Source organism: Burkholderia sp. RF7-non_BP4, from assembly GCF_001521935.1.
Classification (GTDB): domain Bacteria; phylum Pseudomonadota; class Gammaproteobacteria; order Burkholderiales; family Burkholderiaceae; genus Burkholderia; species Burkholderia diffusa.
Map to the genome: position 1 here is coordinate 77,794 of NZ_LOTA01000034.1, position 16,501 is coordinate 94,294.

General features: G+C 62.3%; 12 protein-coding genes and 1 pseudogene. 4 read left to right on the forward strand and 9 right to left on the reverse strand.

Annotation, left to right across the window (positions count from 1 at the left end; translation table 11 throughout):
* Positions 1-5 precede the first annotated feature (5 nt).
* Genes qatC through WS49_RS14210 form a run of 6 tightly spaced genes read right to left on the reverse strand, consistent with a single transcriptional unit; the run spans position 6 to position 9,229 of the window.
* Positions 6-1,373: a Qat anti-phage system QueC-like protein QatC gene (gene qatC / locus WS49_RS14185; RefSeq protein WP_059529393.1), complete on the reverse strand. Its 1,368-nt coding sequence runs from the start codon at positions 1,371-1,373 to the stop codon at positions 6-8.
* Entirely contained in the window at positions 1,370-2,254 is an 885-nt protein-coding gene (qatB, locus tag WS49_RS14190) for a Qat anti-phage system associated protein QatB (RefSeq protein WP_032966680.1), read from the reverse strand. The genes qatC and qatB overlap by 4 nt, the downstream gene beginning before the upstream one ends.
* Positions 2,254-4,188, reverse strand: a complete 1,935-nt coding sequence (qatA, locus tag WS49_RS14195) for a Qat anti-phage system ATPase QatA (protein ID WP_059529396.1) — start codon at positions 4,186-4,188, stop codon at positions 2,254-2,256. The genes qatB and qatA overlap by 1 nt, the downstream gene beginning before the upstream one ends.
* A gap of 15 nt (positions 4,189-4,203) precedes the next feature.
* Entirely contained in the window at positions 4,204-7,224 is a 3,021-nt protein-coding gene (locus WS49_RS14200) for a DEAD/DEAH box helicase (RefSeq protein WP_059529399.1), read from the reverse strand.
* Between the two features lie 11 nt (positions 7,225-7,235).
* Positions 7,236-8,132, reverse strand: coding sequence for a hypothetical protein (locus WS49_RS14205; RefSeq protein ID WP_059529402.1), 897 nt, complete (start codon positions 8,130-8,132; stop codon positions 7,236-7,238).
* Entirely contained in the window at positions 8,132-9,229 is a 1,098-nt protein-coding gene (locus tag WS49_RS14210) for a hypothetical protein (protein WP_059529405.1), read from the reverse strand. Before WS49_RS14210 ends, WS49_RS14205 begins: the two co-directional genes overlap by 1 nt.
* A 429-nt stretch (positions 9,230-9,658) precedes the next feature.
* On the opposite strand from WS49_RS14210, the pseudogene WS49_RS14215 reads away from it, so the two are divergent.
* Positions 9,659-10,008: pseudogene (locus tag WS49_RS14215) on the forward strand (DUF2958 domain-containing protein).
* Between the two features lie 113 nt (positions 10,009-10,121).
* On the opposite strand, the gene WS49_RS35015 reads toward WS49_RS14215, so the two are convergent.
* On the reverse strand, positions 10,122-10,790 hold the full coding sequence (locus WS49_RS35015; protein ID WP_156437247.1) for a hypothetical protein: 669 nt from the start codon (positions 10,788-10,790) through the stop codon (positions 10,122-10,124).
* Positions 10,791-11,330: 540 nt separating this feature from the next.
* Between WS49_RS35015 and WS49_RS14220 the strand changes: the two genes are divergently transcribed.
* The 3 genes from WS49_RS14220 (at position 11,331) to WS49_RS14230 (ending at position 15,361) form a co-directional block, all read left to right on the forward strand.
* Entirely contained in the window at positions 11,331-12,155 is an 825-nt protein-coding gene (locus WS49_RS14220; protein ID WP_059529408.1) for a DUF932 domain-containing protein, read from the forward strand.
* Between the two features lie 77 nt (positions 12,156-12,232).
* On the forward strand, positions 12,233-14,278 hold the full coding sequence (locus WS49_RS14225) for a ParB/RepB/Spo0J family partition protein (RefSeq protein ID WP_059529412.1): 2,046 nt from the start codon (positions 12,233-12,235) through the stop codon (positions 14,276-14,278).
* A 765-nt stretch (positions 14,279-15,043) separates the two neighbouring features.
* Positions 15,044-15,361 (forward strand): DUF736 domain-containing protein, encoded by a 318-nt coding sequence (locus WS49_RS14230; RefSeq protein WP_059529415.1) that lies wholly within the window; start codon positions 15,044-15,046, stop codon positions 15,359-15,361.
* A gap of 39 nt (positions 15,362-15,400) precedes the next feature.
* Here WS49_RS14230 and WS49_RS14235 read toward each other — a convergent pair whose 3' ends face one another.
* A complete protein-coding gene (locus WS49_RS14235) occupies positions 15,401-16,093 on the reverse strand; it encodes a hypothetical protein (RefSeq protein WP_156437248.1) in 693 nt (230 codons plus the stop codon).
* Between the two features lie 30 nt (positions 16,094-16,123).
* Entirely contained in the window at positions 16,124-16,423 is a 300-nt protein-coding gene (locus WS49_RS14240; protein ID WP_059529421.1) for a helix-turn-helix domain-containing protein, read from the reverse strand.
* Positions 16,424-16,501: the final 78 nt, after the last annotated feature.

Below are 16,501 nucleotides of genomic sequence, written 5' to 3' on the forward strand. Positions count from 1 at the left end.
TACCCTCATCTTGGTTTCGCCTCTGCACCGTCGATGAGTCGTGCGACTTCGCCCAGGCCGCGACGGTAGACATCGGCAAGCTGGTCCAAGTGTGCGGCTTCATCCGCAAGCGAGCCGGGCTTGTGGATCAAGAGGTTTGCGAGCTGGGGCTTACCCTTCAAGCGCTCGATAGCGTACTGGAACGACCTGACCTGCACTCCTGTCGCCTGGCGTGTGTCCAACGGCTGCGCATGAAGATCGGGTACCGTGTACGTCGTCGGGTCGTTCCCGGTCCCCCATGCTGCTGTCAACGCTGCGCGACGGATGAGGCATGGCAGGCAATAGCCACATTGCTCGATACCATGTCCTAGCCATCTGGCCTTGGCGGGCGACGAGCACGACAACGAATCTGTCGCCAGCTTTTTCAAGAGGTCTGGGTTGCGGCAGGCTGCGGCCATCTCGCCCTTCGTCTTGTCCCAGTATGGGTTCCGGATCTCGCCGTCTATGCCGAGTGCGACGAGCAGGTCGTTCCACCTCGCCATGTAATACGGATGCGTGGTGCGGGTGCTGTTTGATCCCAACCGCAGGGGGTCCAAAGGTACATTCAGCGCGATCAGCCCATTCTCGGGGACACGCAGGACGAAACGGCGCCCAAGCCCAGTACCCGCGAACACCCCGAGAGCGAAGAACAGGAACGACCTGCCGCGTGTGCTGTTCTCGCCGCCGACGCCTTCCACAAGACCATCCACGAAGGTCATGCCGACCCGCAAACGCTCGAAAGATGACTTGACGTAGTGCTTCTTCAAACCTGCGAACAGCTTGCCTTGAGCATCGCTCGTCGCGCCCTCGCCGAAGTGGCTGACCAGTAGGGGAGTGGCGCCGTCCTCCAGCAGATCGATCGCCCCGATCAAGCTGTCCAATCCACCCGAGAACAGGCTGACGGAATCAAAGGGAGGAGCGATCAGACTCGGAGGCGCTGCTTGGGTGATCGTCGCGAACCGATCTGGACGTGCCCTGAACCCGATCGTCCAGCGATCGCCCGTCAGGAAATCCAGAGACTTCTTGAGAGTCGGTGCCACAGCGGTCCAGCGAGATGGATCGCTTACCGGCACAACCAGTCGTATCTCGCGCGTCCATGAGTCCTGCGATTGCTCGGTGCGAGAGATGCGTGTGTCAGCCGCATGGACATGGGCGGCCAAGACCAGCAGGTCAATGCCGATCTCCGAGGGAAACACACCGATTTTTTTCAAGCTAGTCAGCGCGCCACCGATGCCATGATCCAAAGACTTCTCGCCGGCAACGAGTTGCAGGTAGGTCCTTTGTTCATCGGCGCCCGCCGTCACATCGAAGCTGTCGTCAGGACCGAAGCGGCCCGCCAGGAGTTGTCGCTTCATTGGTCCGCCTCCGCATCGCCCAGGGTTTGCAAGATTGCAAATGCAGACTCGTACAGCGCATCGACGAAACCCTGAATTCGCTCGGGCGTGAGATTCGGCGTTTCCGCACGGGCCCGCGTCAGCGCGTCGCTCACCCCGCCCCGGATGAAGTCGCGCAACTGCTGTTCGACGCGGTGCGCAGCTTGCGTGTCGGCTGGCATGGTTACGGCCTTTGTACCAATGTCGTTGCAGATGCGGGCTTCTATCGCGTGTGTGGCATACAGCTCGAAGACTGTCTGCATCTGATCCGGCGTGAAGGTGGTCAGATCGGTAAGCCCTTCACTTGCCAGTTCAACGATGGTTTCAATGTACGCCTCGCGGGCGATGCCTTCATCGACGGTGCCCGCGCCTGGGCAGACGTAGTCGGCTAGGCCGACGAAGATTTCCGTTAGCGGTCGTCCGGCCAACGACTCCAGGTCCAGCGCCCGTAGCGCCTCGCGCACACCCCTTGCTTGTGCATCGGCCAGAAAACCAAGCAGCCGTGCACCCGCTCCGCGCGAGGCACCCATACGTTGGGCAGCCTGGCGCGCGCCGCCGGCTGATGTTGAGACGTATCTTGAAACTGCACGGCCCAGGTTGGCACGGTCGCTGCCGCCAGAACCGGCAAATCGCGTGAAGCTGTTGCGAGCACCGGAGAAACGCTGCGGATCTGCCGTTTTGGGGATGGGGGGCCGGTTCGGCGGCACCGGCGGCGCGGTGCCGTCCGCCGGCGGCTGGCCGTCCGGGACTGCGCCGTCGCCAGGAGGGGCTGCAGGGGCGCCCGCGCCATCGGCGTCACCCAACCATGACGGAACAAGCGGTGTTCCGCCGCCAGGGCCGCCGTAAGCCGTCGAGGTTCCCATCAACGTCCTCCCTTCAAATCCTTGAGCGCCGCTTCGGCGCTGGCCTTGAGGCCGGGGTTATTGGTGACCTTGCTCCAGTCTCCCAGCAGCTTAGTCAGGCGAGCAGCGCATTCGCTGTCCTTGATGACGCCTTGCCAGCCGCTGACAGCCCAAGGCCCACACTTGCCACTTGGCAGTGCCTCCAGGAAATCCATCAACCGGCTCTGGAGTCCAGGCTGCGCCTTCACAAGGACGGCGAGACCATCGATGCCTGCAGGCCTGGTATCGAATGTGCCCGTGCTCATGATCTTGCTGCGCACTGCCTCGAACACCTTTTCGGCTTCGGGCTGCACGAGCTGCTTCAACTCGGCTTCGTAGCCCTGGACGGTCATCTTGCCGCCGAACAGTTTCTCGACCACGCCGGCTAGGTGGCCGAGTACCGACACCGGACCGAAGTAGTCCTTCTTGTCCTTTGTGACGAACAAGTAGGGGCGCAGATCGATTCCTGATAGCTTCGGGGAGAGGTGCGCCCAGTCGCGCACCGTCTCCGACGACTTCCACTCGTTCAACACGGCGTTGTCGGAGGCGGGGACCGCTTCGGCGGCCTTTTGCCCCTTCGACTCGCTATCCTTGCCGTCAGCCGACACCAGGCTCTTCTCCAGCGTTTCGAGGTCTTCACACAGCCCTTGTGGATGGACCGCTGCGACGAACGCGATTTGCTCGAACAACCTTGGGATGAATCGTTCTGCGAGCATGAGCTTCGCGAGTACGGGGAGCTTGATGTCGTCGCCAAAACCGCGTGCAGTCGCAGTGCGCTCGCGCAACAAAAGCGTGTTGAGGAAGCGTTTGATTTGGCGTGGGTTGCCCTTTGCGCCGCTTGCGAGGATGGGTCCGATCTGGTCGCTGAGTGCCAGCGCATTGTTTGCCTTCTCGGCCTGTTGGCCGAGCGCTGTCTTGACCGTCGCGGCATCCAGACCGCCACTGGTCCACGGCCGTTTTAGCTTCTCTCGCGCTACAGCGATCAGCTTCCCGTAGTTCTCGTCGTTCTCGCCGACTTCGGCGCCAGCGAGCAACAACGTCACGTAGATCCGCGTCTCGGTTTCACCCAGGGCCGGGATGCGGAATGGAACTTGTATGAGTTTTTCGAGGTAATTGCGGGCATAGTCACGCGGCCCGGTGCTGTCGGGCAGGTCTGGAAAGTGCTTGCGCACCGCGTATTCGATCATTGCCTCATCAGCAGCGACGACGAAGGCCGTTCGCGCGGTGAACACGAACAGCCGGATGGCTTCGAGCGTTTCAATGGCGGTGTCGGGCAGGCATCGATCAAGGTCGTCGATCAGGACAACGAGCTGCTTGATGCCTGCATCTTTCAGGAGCTGGTCGAATGCCTTGCGGAAGGCCTCCACTTCCTCCGGCACATTCTTGGACTCGCCCGGTTTCAGCGCGGCCTTCGCCTCGTCGATGACTGTCGAAAGGTTTTCTTTCGTGACGAGCTTGGCAGGGTCTGCCACTAGCGTTTCGAGCGAGCCGACGATGGCTCCGATTTGCTCGGGCGTCGGAATGCCGGTGAATGCGGTCAGGGCTAGACCCCCGGCCCGCTTGGCGACCTTCAGCCAGTCGATGCGACGGAAGACATCCTTGATAGCCACTGCCGCCTTTTTTAGCGCCGGGCGTTTTTCGATCAAGCCTGTGACGATTCCCTCGATCAAGGCGATTTTCGCGTCCTCGAAGCCTTGGAAGCGCCATCCATTGAACTTGAGGCACAGGACATCTTCCTGATCGGCGAAGCCAGCCTCGATCATTTCGAGCACGCTGGACTTTCCCGCACCCCAGTCGCCGTGCACGCCGATCGTCACCGGATGGTCGGGCTTCGCGCGAAGCAGCCCGATGATCGTGGTGGCAATGGCCTCGTTGTTCAGCAGATCAACTTTGGTTTCGTTATCGGTCAGGATCATTAGTCTCTTCCCCGTTCATACGCCAACGCCAGCCGCATCACTCCTCGGGCGCAATAGTGTGGCTATGCCTGCCCCCACGCAGCGGCGAAGTCGGTCATCGTCCAGATTTTTCAGGTCATCCTCGTTGCGAACACCGATGGACAACAATTCTAGACATTGGCCGCGTGTCAGCCGCACCGAAACCTTCGTGAGGGGTAGGGCGGTGGAGGGCAGCCCGAATTCGAGCCGCTGAAGAATCTCGTCCAAGCCCTTGAGGAAATCAGGTTGATCAGGGAAGAGCGTTGCGAGAATCTGATGCGCGGAGCGCAAGTGAAAGCGCGTCGCATCGGCAATGCCGATGATGTTTCCGTAGCCGATGGCCCCGCCAAATGGCGTGGTGGAGTAGCGCTTCTCCAGCACGTCAACGGGCGTTCCCTCGATCCAGTCATGAAGCAGCGCCGCGCGCTTGCAGCGAGCCCAGAACTCGATCTGGTCGCGACAATACCGCTGCAGCATTTGAGGCATCTGATGCCCGAAGCGCTGCGATGCCTCGCCAGCGCGCACGCTCTCCGATTGGCCCTTCTTCATGACTGGCGTGTAGATGGCGTCCAGTTCATCCAACACCTGCACCATCGCGAGGATGTGGCCGGGCGGCGTCTGCGCTACGTTCAGGTGTCCCATCAACTCGACCAGGCGCAAGCTCGACTCGAACGACAAGGACGAGGAGCCGCAGGCGCGCCCGAGCAGCGTCAAGTGAATGAGATCGCCTTCGCGCTCGGCCAGGCCCGCCTGCAGGAGGCGATCAACCAGCGTGGTTACGTCCCGCTCCACCATCGCGACCCATTGCGGATTCGCGCGCGACGCCGAATATCCTCCGAACGTGTTGACCAGCAACCCCGGAATCTCATCGGCGCGAACGCCGCGCACCTGGCTAAGCAAGCGCAACGTCCATGTCGGCAGGTCGCGCTGCTGGAAGGAGGACTTCACGTCCTCAGGAACGCCCAGCACGTAGCGCTGAAAAAGCTGCGCACGTTCCATTGGCGTTTCCGCCAAGATGATTGCCTTGCCAATCTCGTTGAAGCCCAGCCGTCCGGCACGACCCGCCATATTTTTGTACTCGGCCACGGTAAATTGCCGGCCGTCTTCACCGACGAACTCGTTCTCCGCGAGCACGACCGTGGATGCTGGCGTGTTGATGCCGGCCGCCAGGGTCGTTGTGGCAACCAGCGCGTGAATGCCACCCGTGGCGCTGCGATACCCTCTCTCAACGGCCTCACGCTCCGCCCGCAGCAAGTTGGTGTTGTGAAACGCGGTGCCCCCGCTTAGGCACTCCCGCAAGTCCTGTGAGGCGCCGGTCAGATCCTGGGTCGGCAGAACGTCGAGGATAGCGGTTGCTGGTGGCAGACCCAGTTCCTTGGCGAGATACTTCGCGCAACCTTGGGCTGGGCCACGCATGTTGCGAAAGATCAGCAGTTTCTCGCCCTGTCCCACCAGTTGCTGGGCAAGAGGCACGATCACGTCCTGGGAACTGGGTTTGTCCCGGCGCTGCACGATGCGATGCGAAGACAGCAAGGCCTCGGTCTTCGTGCTTCCATCGGCATCGACGTACTGGAATGTTCCGCGGCGGTCGAGCACGCCTTCGACCAACGGCACGGGCCGCTCGCGCGACAGTAGGAGCGGAACGCCGAGCCAGCGGTCGAAGCTGTTCAGGTTGCCGATGACCGCCGACAGGATCACGAGCTGTGGCTCGATACCCCGCTGGCGTGCCCGCAAGAGCAGCGAGAAGATCAGTTCGACCGTGATGCCGCGCTGCGGGTCGGTGATGAACTGCCCCTCATCTAGCACAACCAGGCCGAGCTGCGTCAGAAGCCGTGGCGAGCCGAGGGCGAGGTTAAGAAAGGTCTCGTAGGTGAAAAAGCCCAGGTCATAGCGCCCGGCCAGCACGGGCCCAATGCCGTCAGTGGCATCTCCACTGCACCGGGCTACCCGCAGTCCTGCCGCCGCATAGCGCTCGGTGAACTCCTCGAACTTTTCGTTGACCAGTGCGCGATAGGGCAAGAGGAACGCCGCCTTCTTGCCGGCGGTGACCGCCTGAATCGCCGCCACCTCGCCGACCATCGTCTTGCCTGAACTCGTCGGCGCAACCAGCAACAAGGAATTGCCGCTGAGTACGCCGAACTCGTTGACGGCCTTGAGCTGCAGCGTGTTGAGGCCTTGAGGAAAGTCTGCTGACCATCGCTCGACGATCTCGGGCGGAAAGCCGTGCGCGGAAAACTCCGCGAACGATCCGGACATCTGCTGCACGGCTTTGGCGGGAAAGGCTGCGGCGTAGTTGTCGCCGCGCTTGAGAACCGGGAACGTCAGGCCGCCCTGAACATTGCCTAGGAACACGGGAGTTTGCGTGACGCTGATGCGCTCGGCCTCAACCCGTGCCAATCGGATGATCTCGCCCGCGATCTCGGGGAAGCTGACCGATTCGCCGGCGTCGCCGGTCAGGGCCTCGATCACCGCATGTGTGAGTAGCCCGTGCCCCGTGCCCGGTTGCTCCCATGCGGATTCATTGGTTGCGCAGGCGGCCAAGAGGATGCGTCCCTCACCGTAAATGCCGGTGAGTGCCAACGCACTGCGCGGGCGAGCTGCCGTCTCCAGCACGCGCGCCGGCGCTTGACCGCTAAAGCAGCAGTCAAGGATACACAGGACTGCACGGGCCTTCGTTGCCTTGAAGGCATCCGCCAAACCGGCCATCGACAGGGCCGTTCCTGCGAGGTCACTCGCGTTCGTGTCGAACAGCACCAAGTTGCCATCGGGCGAGCCATGTCCGGCGAACGCGATGACCACCACGTCGTCCGCGCTCGCGGCAGCCAAGGTACCGAGCATGGTGCTTGAAACTTCCGTGTGTGTCGCGGCTTCGTCTACCAGCAGACGTGCACTCAGGCCTTCGATCGTATCGGTGAACAACGCCCACAACGCTGTCGCGTCGCGGCGCGCTCCGCTCAATTCGGGTATGGAGGTATCGAGATGCTTGTTGATGCCTACGAAGATTGCTTTGATCGCCATGCGTGTCCCCCTTATCCGATTCGCGCAAGCAGTTGTTCGATCACGTCGCCGGCTTGACGCTGCCGCAATGCCCGCGCTTCGCGTTGCTCGGGATCATCGCCTTCGCCCAGCTCGAACTTGGCAACCGACACGGGGCCATCCTTGCGATAGCCCTCCGTCTTCTCGTCGTTGGTGAAACGGCTACGCAGGATCGCTAGCGAAGCCTCGATGACGGCGCCATGCTTGCCAGCTCGTTCCTTGCGGAAGGCTTCGGCCACGGCGTCCATGCCTTCGGGCGCGTGCTCGATGCAATAGATCAGATCGTGCGCGTCTTTACGCTCGAATCGCTGATCGAACGCGAAGGACTTCAGGCAGGTGAAGCTGACGAGATTGGCATGCTTGATCTTCTCGGTGGCGACGCCGTTGCCGCCGAGCAGCTCCGCCTGGATTTCGGTGACCTGATGCAGGTCGAAGACGATCGACGAATGTGGGATGTTCAGGGCCGAGATCGTCCCCTCGGTCGGCAGGGGCTGTACCTTGCCGCCGGCGAGATCCGGCGCGTCCGCCAGTAGTTCCAGGACCATCAGCGCACCGTGTTCGGTACGGGTCTGCCAACGCCACGAGAGTTTCTTCCCGGCTTCGTTCTCTGCGCGCTCGAAGCCCATCTTCTTGAGATTGTCCTCCAGCGTGTGATACGCCTCGGTGTCGGCCAGGATTTGCAGGTCGATCACTATGTCCACGTCCAGCGTGCCTGCGTGCGCCGGAACCACAGGCGGCCGCGCGGCGACGAGATACCGTGGTGTGAGTCCACCGACCAGGTAGACCGAGTCCTTCCACGGCCCGAGACCGCGCAGCAGCGTCACGAGGACACGTTCGCAGTCCACCGTGTACTGGTCGCTATAACCGTCGAACGTTGCGGGCTTGGCCATCAGAAGCCGATCCTTTCTTTGCGGAAGTGCTCGGCCATTTCCTTGGAGCGGCCTTCGCCGCGCAGCAGATCGAGATAGATTTGGATTGGGCTAGCCAGCCATAGGCCATCCATCTGCTCGCGAAACAACAGCTCACCCGGAGACTTGGCTTCGATGACGCCCAAGTTAGCGCCTTCGTTGACGACATGTGCATCCAAGTCGCCGATCGCGGCATCGGCGTTCACCCCGATCAGTACCCGCACGCGCACCTGGGAGACGTTGGAAAGGAACGGCGCATAGCGTTGCGCGGCGGCCTCGTGGCTGACCTCGTACTGGACGTCGTGCGCGTCGAAGGCACGGCCGATCCGCACCGCCAGCGCGTCGGCCTTTGTGCCTGGCACGTAGTACCGGCGCAGGGCTGGCGGACGAATGGTGGCGAGTTGCTTGGCCCAGGTGTCCAGCAAGGCCGCCGGCTCGCGAAGGTGGCGCTCCTTGCTTGGGCCTTGCCCACGCGACTCCAGCCAGTCGAAGCGCTCCAGCTCGGTTAGCACCTGCGAGGCGGTGGCAGGCGACACCATCGCCTGCTGTGCCAGCTCTGTGACGCCAAACCAGTTCTGATGCCGCACCAACAGGGCGTGAAGCACTTGGGCGCGCCGCCCAGTAAACAGCGTCCGCACCGACTTCGTCAGCGCCTTGGGTGGCGGTCTATCGATATAGAGATAGGCGCCGGGTGCAGGTAGATATAGGCTGCCGCCGCTGTCGTAGTAGCCGACGCGCTCGCTTCTCAGCAGTTCTTTTGCGCCGGGGGAGATGGACTCTGCTACGAGAAGCGCCAAGGGTTCGTCCCCGTGCTCAGTTTGCCTCCTGTGGCTTGACGCCCGAAGCTGCCAGATCACTTGGCGGACATCTCGCGGAAAGACGGCTTTCTTGGCTTCGAGCAGTAAGACGAAGGATTTGCCGGCGACGTGCAGATCGACCTGGGCATCGTATCCACGGTCGCCGTGCTTCCCAGTGGGCTCCCTATGGTCGAGGTCTGCCTGTACCTCCGGAAGCTCGCGCAAAGCCTCGATGAAGCGCGCGATCAACTGTTGTTCGGTCAGGGACGAGGACTCAAGCATAAGGCACGGATGGTTCGTTCACTGTTCAGTAAATATCGGCACTATACCGAATATTCGGCGTAATTACAATTTTTGCTGCGCAGTAAAAATGGGTGCCGCCTGTACTCGGGCTGAAGATTCAGTGGGCGTCCCGGCGTTCCACCGTCAGGTTCGCGGGCTACGCCCCGCGCCTCGGGCCGAGTCGCAGCCATCCGGCTTTGCCCCGACGCCATCGGCCACTGCGGGCCTGCGCGCCTCGCTTGCCTGCGGATAGCTGCGAGGGGGAGGGCGGTCTTGCTGTTTCCTTCAACGTACCACGGCGTTCTCGCCGTCAAGGGCGGCGCGCCGATGGCGCTGGCGTCCTAGCGGCCGGCTTCGCCCCCTGACTGCTGCGCTGCGTCGTGCTGACGACGGTTCCGGGCAATTCCGCCCGTGCAACCGGAGATCGCCATGAGCGCACTCATCACCGACGAACAACGCTTCCTGCTGCTGGCCAACGGCCGTGAATCCCTCTCCAGAACCCAGACTTCGATCCGGCGCCCGTGGTCAAGCTGTTCACGCCGGATGCCGGCGCAACCTGGCTGCTAACCGAGATCGACCCGGACGATCACGACCATGCCTTTGGCCTGTGCGACCTGGGCCTGGGAATGCCCGAACTCGGTTGGGTTAGCCTGCAGGAACTGGCGACCGTTCGCGGGCGGCTCGGCTTGCCGATCGAGCGCGATTTGCACTTCCGCGCGGAGAAACGCTTGAGTGCCTATGCGCGCGATGCGCGGCGCGCCGGGCAGATCATCGTGTGATCAGAGCAAGCGCGCCGCCCTTCGGGCGGCGCGCGTTTTATGCTGTGTCCATACCAGCGACAAACAGCGGACTTCAATCGGACGCTTTCAATTGCCGACACTGAACCTCGCTGTTATGCGCCACTGCCGAATATCTCATTAAATGTCGAGTGGTTAATAAACTCATCCGTAGCCGGAACCGAGTAATTTGGCACGGTCGAGACATAACCGCAGAATGTTCCGAAAGTTGGATCTCTCCCTAATGCGCCAGGCGAAGTGACATCTGATTTGTAGACGACGGCCGCGCTAGGATCTATGAAGCCGGTGACGACAAAACAACTTGCCACAAGCTCAGAGCAGAAGTAACTACCTTTCTCGACTGGTGCAGGAGCGTAGGTTCCGTTGAAGTACGCATGGAGCTGGTCGGTAAGCGATAGCTGGTGAACCTCACTTCTTTTCTTGAAAGTTACTACGTCGCGCAAGTTGTATTTCGCTCCAGACGCCACGATGGAATCTATAAAAGCGTTCACGGCTCGCACGCGCTCTGGAGGTTGCCACGCATCAGGTTGACGGAACACCGCGACATGATCGTAGCGTTTGATGAGGTCTTCAATCTCAACCTTGGACACGCCACCTAAAACCGTTGCCTCTGCCGCAGTGCCGGAGCTAATGCAAATCGCGGCGTGCGTGTATTCGCTGTTTGTTACTCGGGTGATGCCTTTGCCAACCGGGTCGATTTTTGCATCTTTGTAGCAAAGCAGAACATCGCCTGCATGAAGCTCACTGGCGAGCATCATCTTCATTTTTCCTCCTTCATCGAGTGCAAGTCGCACATATCAAGCGTAGAGAATAAACGAATAACTTGTGCGTCCCCGCTTCGCGGATCGCGCTGCTCCAGGTTCGCTATCCGCTTATCCCTGACGGGACTGGCATTCGCCAGCCTTCCACATCGCTGACGCCTACGGCCCGGATTCCCCGATCCGGGCCTGCGCGCTTCGCTTGCGAGCGGTCTGCACGTTGAAGCGGCCGTTGCCTGTCCAGCCGTCTCCCCTGACTTCATCCCCTTGTCCGCGACTGTAGCCCGCGTCCATGTGCCGTCAAGGCGCGCAGGGCCGTGTCCTCGGCTGCGCCTGTGGGCCGCACCAACCCTGCACTTTCCTCCTTGACGGCCCCCGTCCGCGCGCTCCTGACCGTCGCGGGCGATGAACTCAGGAAAGACGGTGGCAACAGAGCCAACCGGGTTCTTCGTGCCAACCGCACAGAACAGCCGAAAGGCTGGGCTCCGAATCTTGGAATCTGGTGTGCGGCTTGAACAGCAAACCCTTTTCGTCAGGAGAAAGACCATGCAACTCGCGTCCCGTTTCGCTTCCCGTTCCCCGGTGCTGCGTTCCGACTATCCGCTGTCGGATGACCAGATTCGCGCCGTCGTGCCTTCCATCTTCGCGGACGCCCCGCACGAAAGCCGTTCCGAGCGGTACAGCTACATCCCCACCGCGAGCGTGCTGCAAGAACTGCGCGGCGAAGGCTTCGAGCCTTTCATGGTGTGCCAGACCCGCGTGCGTGCCGACGACCGCCGCGACTACACCAAGCACATGATCCGTTTGCGCCATGCCAGTCAGATCAACGGCCGCGAAGCCAACGAAATCATCCTGCTGAACTCGCATGACGGCACGAGCAGCTATCAGATGCTGGCCGGGATGTTCCGGTTCGTGTGCAGTAATGGCCTTGTCTGCGGCGACACCGTGGCGGACGTGCGCGTACCCCACAAGGGCGACGTAGCCGGGCAGGTCATCGAAGGCGCTTACGAAGTCCTGCGCGGCTTCGACCGCGCGCAGGCATCCCGCGATGTCATGCAGTCCATCACGCTGAACAACGGCGAGGCGGAAGTGTTCGCTCGCGCTGCACTGGCGTTGAAGTACGACGAAGCAACGCCGGCGCCCATCACGGAATCGCAAGTCCTGATGCCGCGCCGCCACGACGACAGTCGCCGCGACCTGTGGAGCGTGTTCAACCGCACGCAGGAAAACCTCATCAAAGGCGGCCTGTCCGCTCGCGCCGCGAACGGTCGCCGCCAGACCACCCGCCCGGTGCAGGGCATCGACAACGGCATTCGCCTGAATCGCGCCCTGTGGCTGCTGGCCGATGGCCTGCGCCAGTTGAAAGCCTGATTCCCACGCGGCAGGGGCAGGCAGCAGCCCTTGCCGCTTCTCTCGCTGCTGCATCTCAACCGCTAGGAGTTGTCACCATGAACGCCGTTACTAAAACCGAAGCCATCGCACTCGAAACCGCCGCGCCGCTGGAAGTGGCCGACCCGACCAAGAACCTGATTCTGGTTACGCTGTCGCAGTTGTTGCCGCGCCGTTCCAAGCGCAACGTCCGCACGACCCCGCGCCAGTTCATCCCCGAACTGGCCGCGAGCATCGCCCGCGTCGGCCTGCTGCAAAACCTCATCGTCATTCTGTCCGCCGATGGCGAGCAATACGAAGTCGTCGCAGGCGACCGCCGCCTGACCGCGTTGAAGCTGTTGGCGAAGAAGAAGCGCATCGCTGCCGACTGCGAAGTGCCGTGCCTGCTGGTGGCAGACGCTTCGGCGCGTACCGTCAGCCTCGCCGAGAACGTGCAGCGCGAGAATATGCACCCCGCTGACCAGTTCGCGGCCTTCGCCGCGCTGGTCAAGGAAGGCCGTCCCATCGAAGACATTGCCGCCGACTTCGGCGTGTCCCCGCTGGTGGTGCAGCGCCGTCTCAAGCTCGCCAACGTCTCGCCGCGCCTGCTGGCCGACTACCGCGCCGGAGCCGCCACGCTGGAACAGTTGATGGCCTTGACTATTACCGACGACCACGCCGCACAGGAGGCCGCGTACTACGGTGCGCCCGAATGGCAGCGCGGCGCATCCGCGCTGCGCGACCGCCTGGCCGAGCGCGAAATCACCGCCACGCATCCGCTGGTGCGTTTCGTCGGGCTGGACGCCTACACGCAGGCCGGCGGCGGCATCCGCCGCGACCTGTTCGCGGAAGGCGATGCCGGAACCTACCTGACCGACGCCGCGCTGCTGGAAACACTGCTGCGTGGCAGGCTGGATGCGCAGGCCGAGGACGTGCGCGCCGAGGGCTGGGCGTGGGTGGAAGCCGTGCCGAACATGAGCCACGCCGAACGCCAGATGTTCCAGAACGCTCCGCGCCATCGGCGCGAGCCGACCTCCCGCGAAGCCCGCCGCATCGCCTCGCTGCAAAACCGCCTCGACAAGCTCGACGCCGAACTCGAAGAAGCCTACGACGCCGAGGACGAGGGCAGGACCGAGGCACTGGAACCGCGCCGCGAGCAGGTGGCGGAGGAACTGCAAGCCATCGAAGAATCCTTGCAGGGCTATGCGCCGGACGTGCGCGCCGTGGCCGGTGCCATCGTCACGCTCGACCGCGAAGGCGAAGTCGTGATTCATCGCGGGCTGCTGCGCGAGGCCGAGGCAAAGGAGCTGCGGACGCTGGAAAAGCTCCGGCAGGGTTTCAGCGCAGGGGAGGGCGTGAACGGCGAGGCGGGCGACGAGGATGCCGAAGCGCCCAAGGCTGCGAGCCTGTCTGATCGGCTGGCGCAGCGGCTGAGCGCGTACCGGACCGCCGCGCTGCAAATCGAAGTAGCCCGGCATCCTCAGGTGGCGCTCGCCGCGCTCGTGCATGGCATGGTGCAGGCTGTCTTGCAGCCGCATACCTACGGCGATGGCTTGCCGCTTAGCGTGAGCCTGAAAGTGCGGGACCGGCTGGAAGCCATGGCTCCGGACGTGCCGGAATCGCCCGCCGCCGTGGCGCTGCGCGAATTGCAGGAAGTCGCGGGCGAAGCCTTGCCGCAGGACAGCGCCGAACTGTTCGCTGCATTGCAGGCGAAGTCGCAAGACGAGCTGGTGCGCCTGCTGGCCGTGTGCGTGGCGTCCACGGTGGACGTGGTGACGCCGCGCGCCACGCAGCAGCCCGGTGCGGAACTGGCGGAGGCCGTGGGGCTGGACATGGCCGCATGGTGGAAGCCGACCGCCGAGGGCTATTTTCGCCACATCGCCAAGACCGCGATTCTGGACGCCGTGAACCAGTACGCCCCGGCGCACGTCACCCGCCTGTCGAAGTTGAAGAAGGCCGACATTGCCAGCGAAGCGGAACGGCTAGCGGATGGCACCGGCTGGATGCCAGCGGTGTTCCAGGTCGACCACCACACCGAACCGGAAGACGTGCCGGAGGTGGCAGACGACGCGGATACACCTGAAGATGCGGCCGATGTGGAGGAAGTGCACACGCTGGCCGCGTGAGGCAGCAGCGTAGCCCCGGCGCATCGCGCCGGGGTTTTCACTCAAACCGGGCGCGGCAGGTTGCCGCGCCCGGTTTCAACGTCCACCGCAAAACCAAAATCGCCCCGTCGCCGCCTTCCACTAGGCGGCGACGGGGCGGGCGCGCAATGTATTTCGCGCGGCACGGCCAGCGGCGCCCGCTGGCGCGGGCAAGATTTCGACGGCGCCCCGCCGCAAGGGGCGGGGTTTGTGGGGCTACGCCCCGGCTTGCTGCCGTAGGTTGTGCAAAAGCCTGCCGTCCTCGACGCTGATGGCTCGTCGCCTGTACGTCACGAAGGTCGGTTCTCCGACACGCCGCCCGGCCGCGCTTATGGAGTTTCCATGCCACGCCTCAAGTACGAAGGCCGCCTGCTCGCGGCAAGGGGCGTTCTGGCCTTGTCGCTGGAGAGTTGGCCTTGTCCGCGGCAGGGCGCAAGCCGGAGAAGCCGTCACGCGGAGACACCGAGTCAGCCACATCTCCTTCCGGGAGCGGGCGGCCCGTGCGTCCTTGGCTTGTCGTGAATCCTGGCGAGGGCACGGCTACGCCTTGGGCTTCATGGCCGCAACCTTTTAGCGAAAACAATTTCCCCGCCGCTGCGCGGCTTCCTCGCGGAACAAATTCTTTTCGCTTCCAGGTTCTCCACGTTGTTGCGACCGCTGCGCGGTGCGGCCCGCCCATCCCCCGCCGGCCGGTTCACAACAAGGACGCACTGGCGCGACCTTGTTCAACCCGAACGGAGAAACATCATGGCTAACATCGGCACCTTCACCGCAGAGAAAGACGGCTTCACCGGCACGCTTCGCACCCTGATGCTCAACGTCAAGGTCAAGCTGATTCCCAACGACAAGGGCGACAACGAGAAAGCCCCGGACTACCGCCTGCAGGCGGCCGGCCACGACATCGGCGCGGCGTGGAAGAAAACCAGCGAGGCCAAGCGGGAATACCTGTCCGTGACCCTCGACGATCCTTCATTCCCGGCGACGGTCTACGCCCGCCTGATCGAGAACGAGGACGGCACGTACGACCTGATCTGGTCGCGCAGCAGGCCGCAGCAGGCGGGCTGATCGCAGCCACAAAGCCCCGCGCACTGCGGCGGGGCTTTCCTATGATGGAACTTCCGGCGGCTTGGACCCGCCCTGGACGACCTCAATCGTCATAGACATTGAAATTTGAGGCACACCTCCCGGCGATGGAGGCGACTGAATATCGTGTGCAGGGAAGAAGGTCGCTACATCGCGATAGATAGCGTCGATCAACCGAAACAGAGCAACGAACGACATTGTAAGACTGCGGAGTCTCATGCCCTCACCATCGTCTGACAGCGTCACGAGGATTGGGCCATCGCCGGTTTGGCCTGCGGCGATCTGAGAATGCATGTGTTCCTGTTGCCTGCGAAAAGCGTTTAGGGATTGTCGCTCGTCATCTAACGCGAGAACAAATGCCGATGGCATTTCTCCCTTGTCTGCCAAAGCCCGGATGCACGCTACCGCTTTTTCCAGCGATGTAATGCAGTCTTCCATAGCAAACGCGAAGTCGAACACGGGCAAAAGTCGGCCTTTTTCCATCTCGGCAGAAGATCGTTTGCCTTCATTTATCTGCGCAAGTATTAACGATCGTGCATCGTTGTAGTGACGGGCCGTTTTGACAAGGCAATGCACCAGCCACGAACGCCACTTTCTTTTTTCGACCGAAACATCTGGCTCGAGCATGAACATGCCTACAAGCATGGCGTGCGAGCGAAGACCCTCAATGTTCAGGTGAAGCGGCGGCATGCCGCAATGTGTCGGTATGGCCATAGGGCGTTTCAACGGCCAGCTAGACCGCGATCATGAGTTCTCGATTTTCGATGCCGCAACGATTTCCTTCAGCTCCCGCTGGATTTGCGCAAGGAGCTGATCGGCATTGAGCGGGTCGCGCCCTGCGTATGCCAATGTCAAAAGCGTGAGTGGATGCACTTCCATGACCTCGCACAACTCGGTCAGCTTGTGCATGGTCGGATTTTTCTGATCGCGCTCCAGCGAACTCATATAGGTACGGCTGGATACGTCAGAGAACGCTTCCTGGCTTAAGCCACGCGCCTTCCTGACCATCCGTATCGCCGTCGCCAAAGAGGGTTTCGCTGCCACCTATGGTTTCCCCTAGAAAACCAAGATGACATCTCATTGCACTCTATAGGGCTACAATCTATAGTGTTCATTTGGCGG

What these genes read in the sequence shown, in the direction of transcription:
- WS49_RS14235 (WP_156437248.1), bottom strand. Translation starts at nt 16,093, where the DNA reads ATGGCCATACCGACACATTGCGGCATGCCGCCGCTTCACCTGAACATT.
- WS49_RS14225 (WP_059529412.1), top strand. Translation starts at nt 12,233, where the DNA reads ATGAACGCCGTTACTAAAACCGAAGCCATCGCACTCGAAACCGCCGCG.
- qatC (WP_059529393.1), bottom strand. Translation starts at nt 1,373, where the DNA reads ATGAAGCGACAACTCCTGGCGGGCCGCTTCGGTCCTGACGACAGCTTC.
- WS49_RS14220 (WP_059529408.1), top strand. Translation starts at nt 11,331, where the DNA reads ATGCAACTCGCGTCCCGTTTCGCTTCCCGTTCCCCGGTGCTGCGTTCC.
- WS49_RS35015 (WP_156437247.1), bottom strand. Translation starts at nt 10,790, where the DNA reads ATGAAGATGATGCTCGCCAGTGAGCTTCATGCAGGCGATGTTCTGCTT.
- WS49_RS14210 (WP_059529405.1), bottom strand. Translation starts at nt 9,229, where the DNA reads ATGCTTGAGTCCTCGTCCCTGACCGAACAACAGTTGATCGCGCGCTTC.
- qatB (WP_032966680.1), bottom strand. Translation starts at nt 2,254, where the DNA reads ATGGGAACCTCGACGGCTTACGGCGGCCCTGGCGGCGGAACACCGCTT.
- qatA (WP_059529396.1), bottom strand. Translation starts at nt 4,188, where the DNA reads ATGATCCTGACCGATAACGAAACCAAAGTTGATCTGCTGAACAACGAG.
- WS49_RS14230 (WP_059529415.1), top strand. Translation starts at nt 15,044, where the DNA reads ATGGCTAACATCGGCACCTTCACCGCAGAGAAAGACGGCTTCACCGGC.
- WS49_RS14200 (WP_059529399.1), bottom strand. Translation starts at nt 7,224, where the DNA reads ATGGCGATCAAAGCAATCTTCGTAGGCATCAACAAGCATCTCGATACC.
- WS49_RS14205 (WP_059529402.1), bottom strand. Translation starts at nt 8,132, where the DNA reads ATGGCCAAGCCCGCAACGTTCGACGGTTATAGCGACCAGTACACGGTG.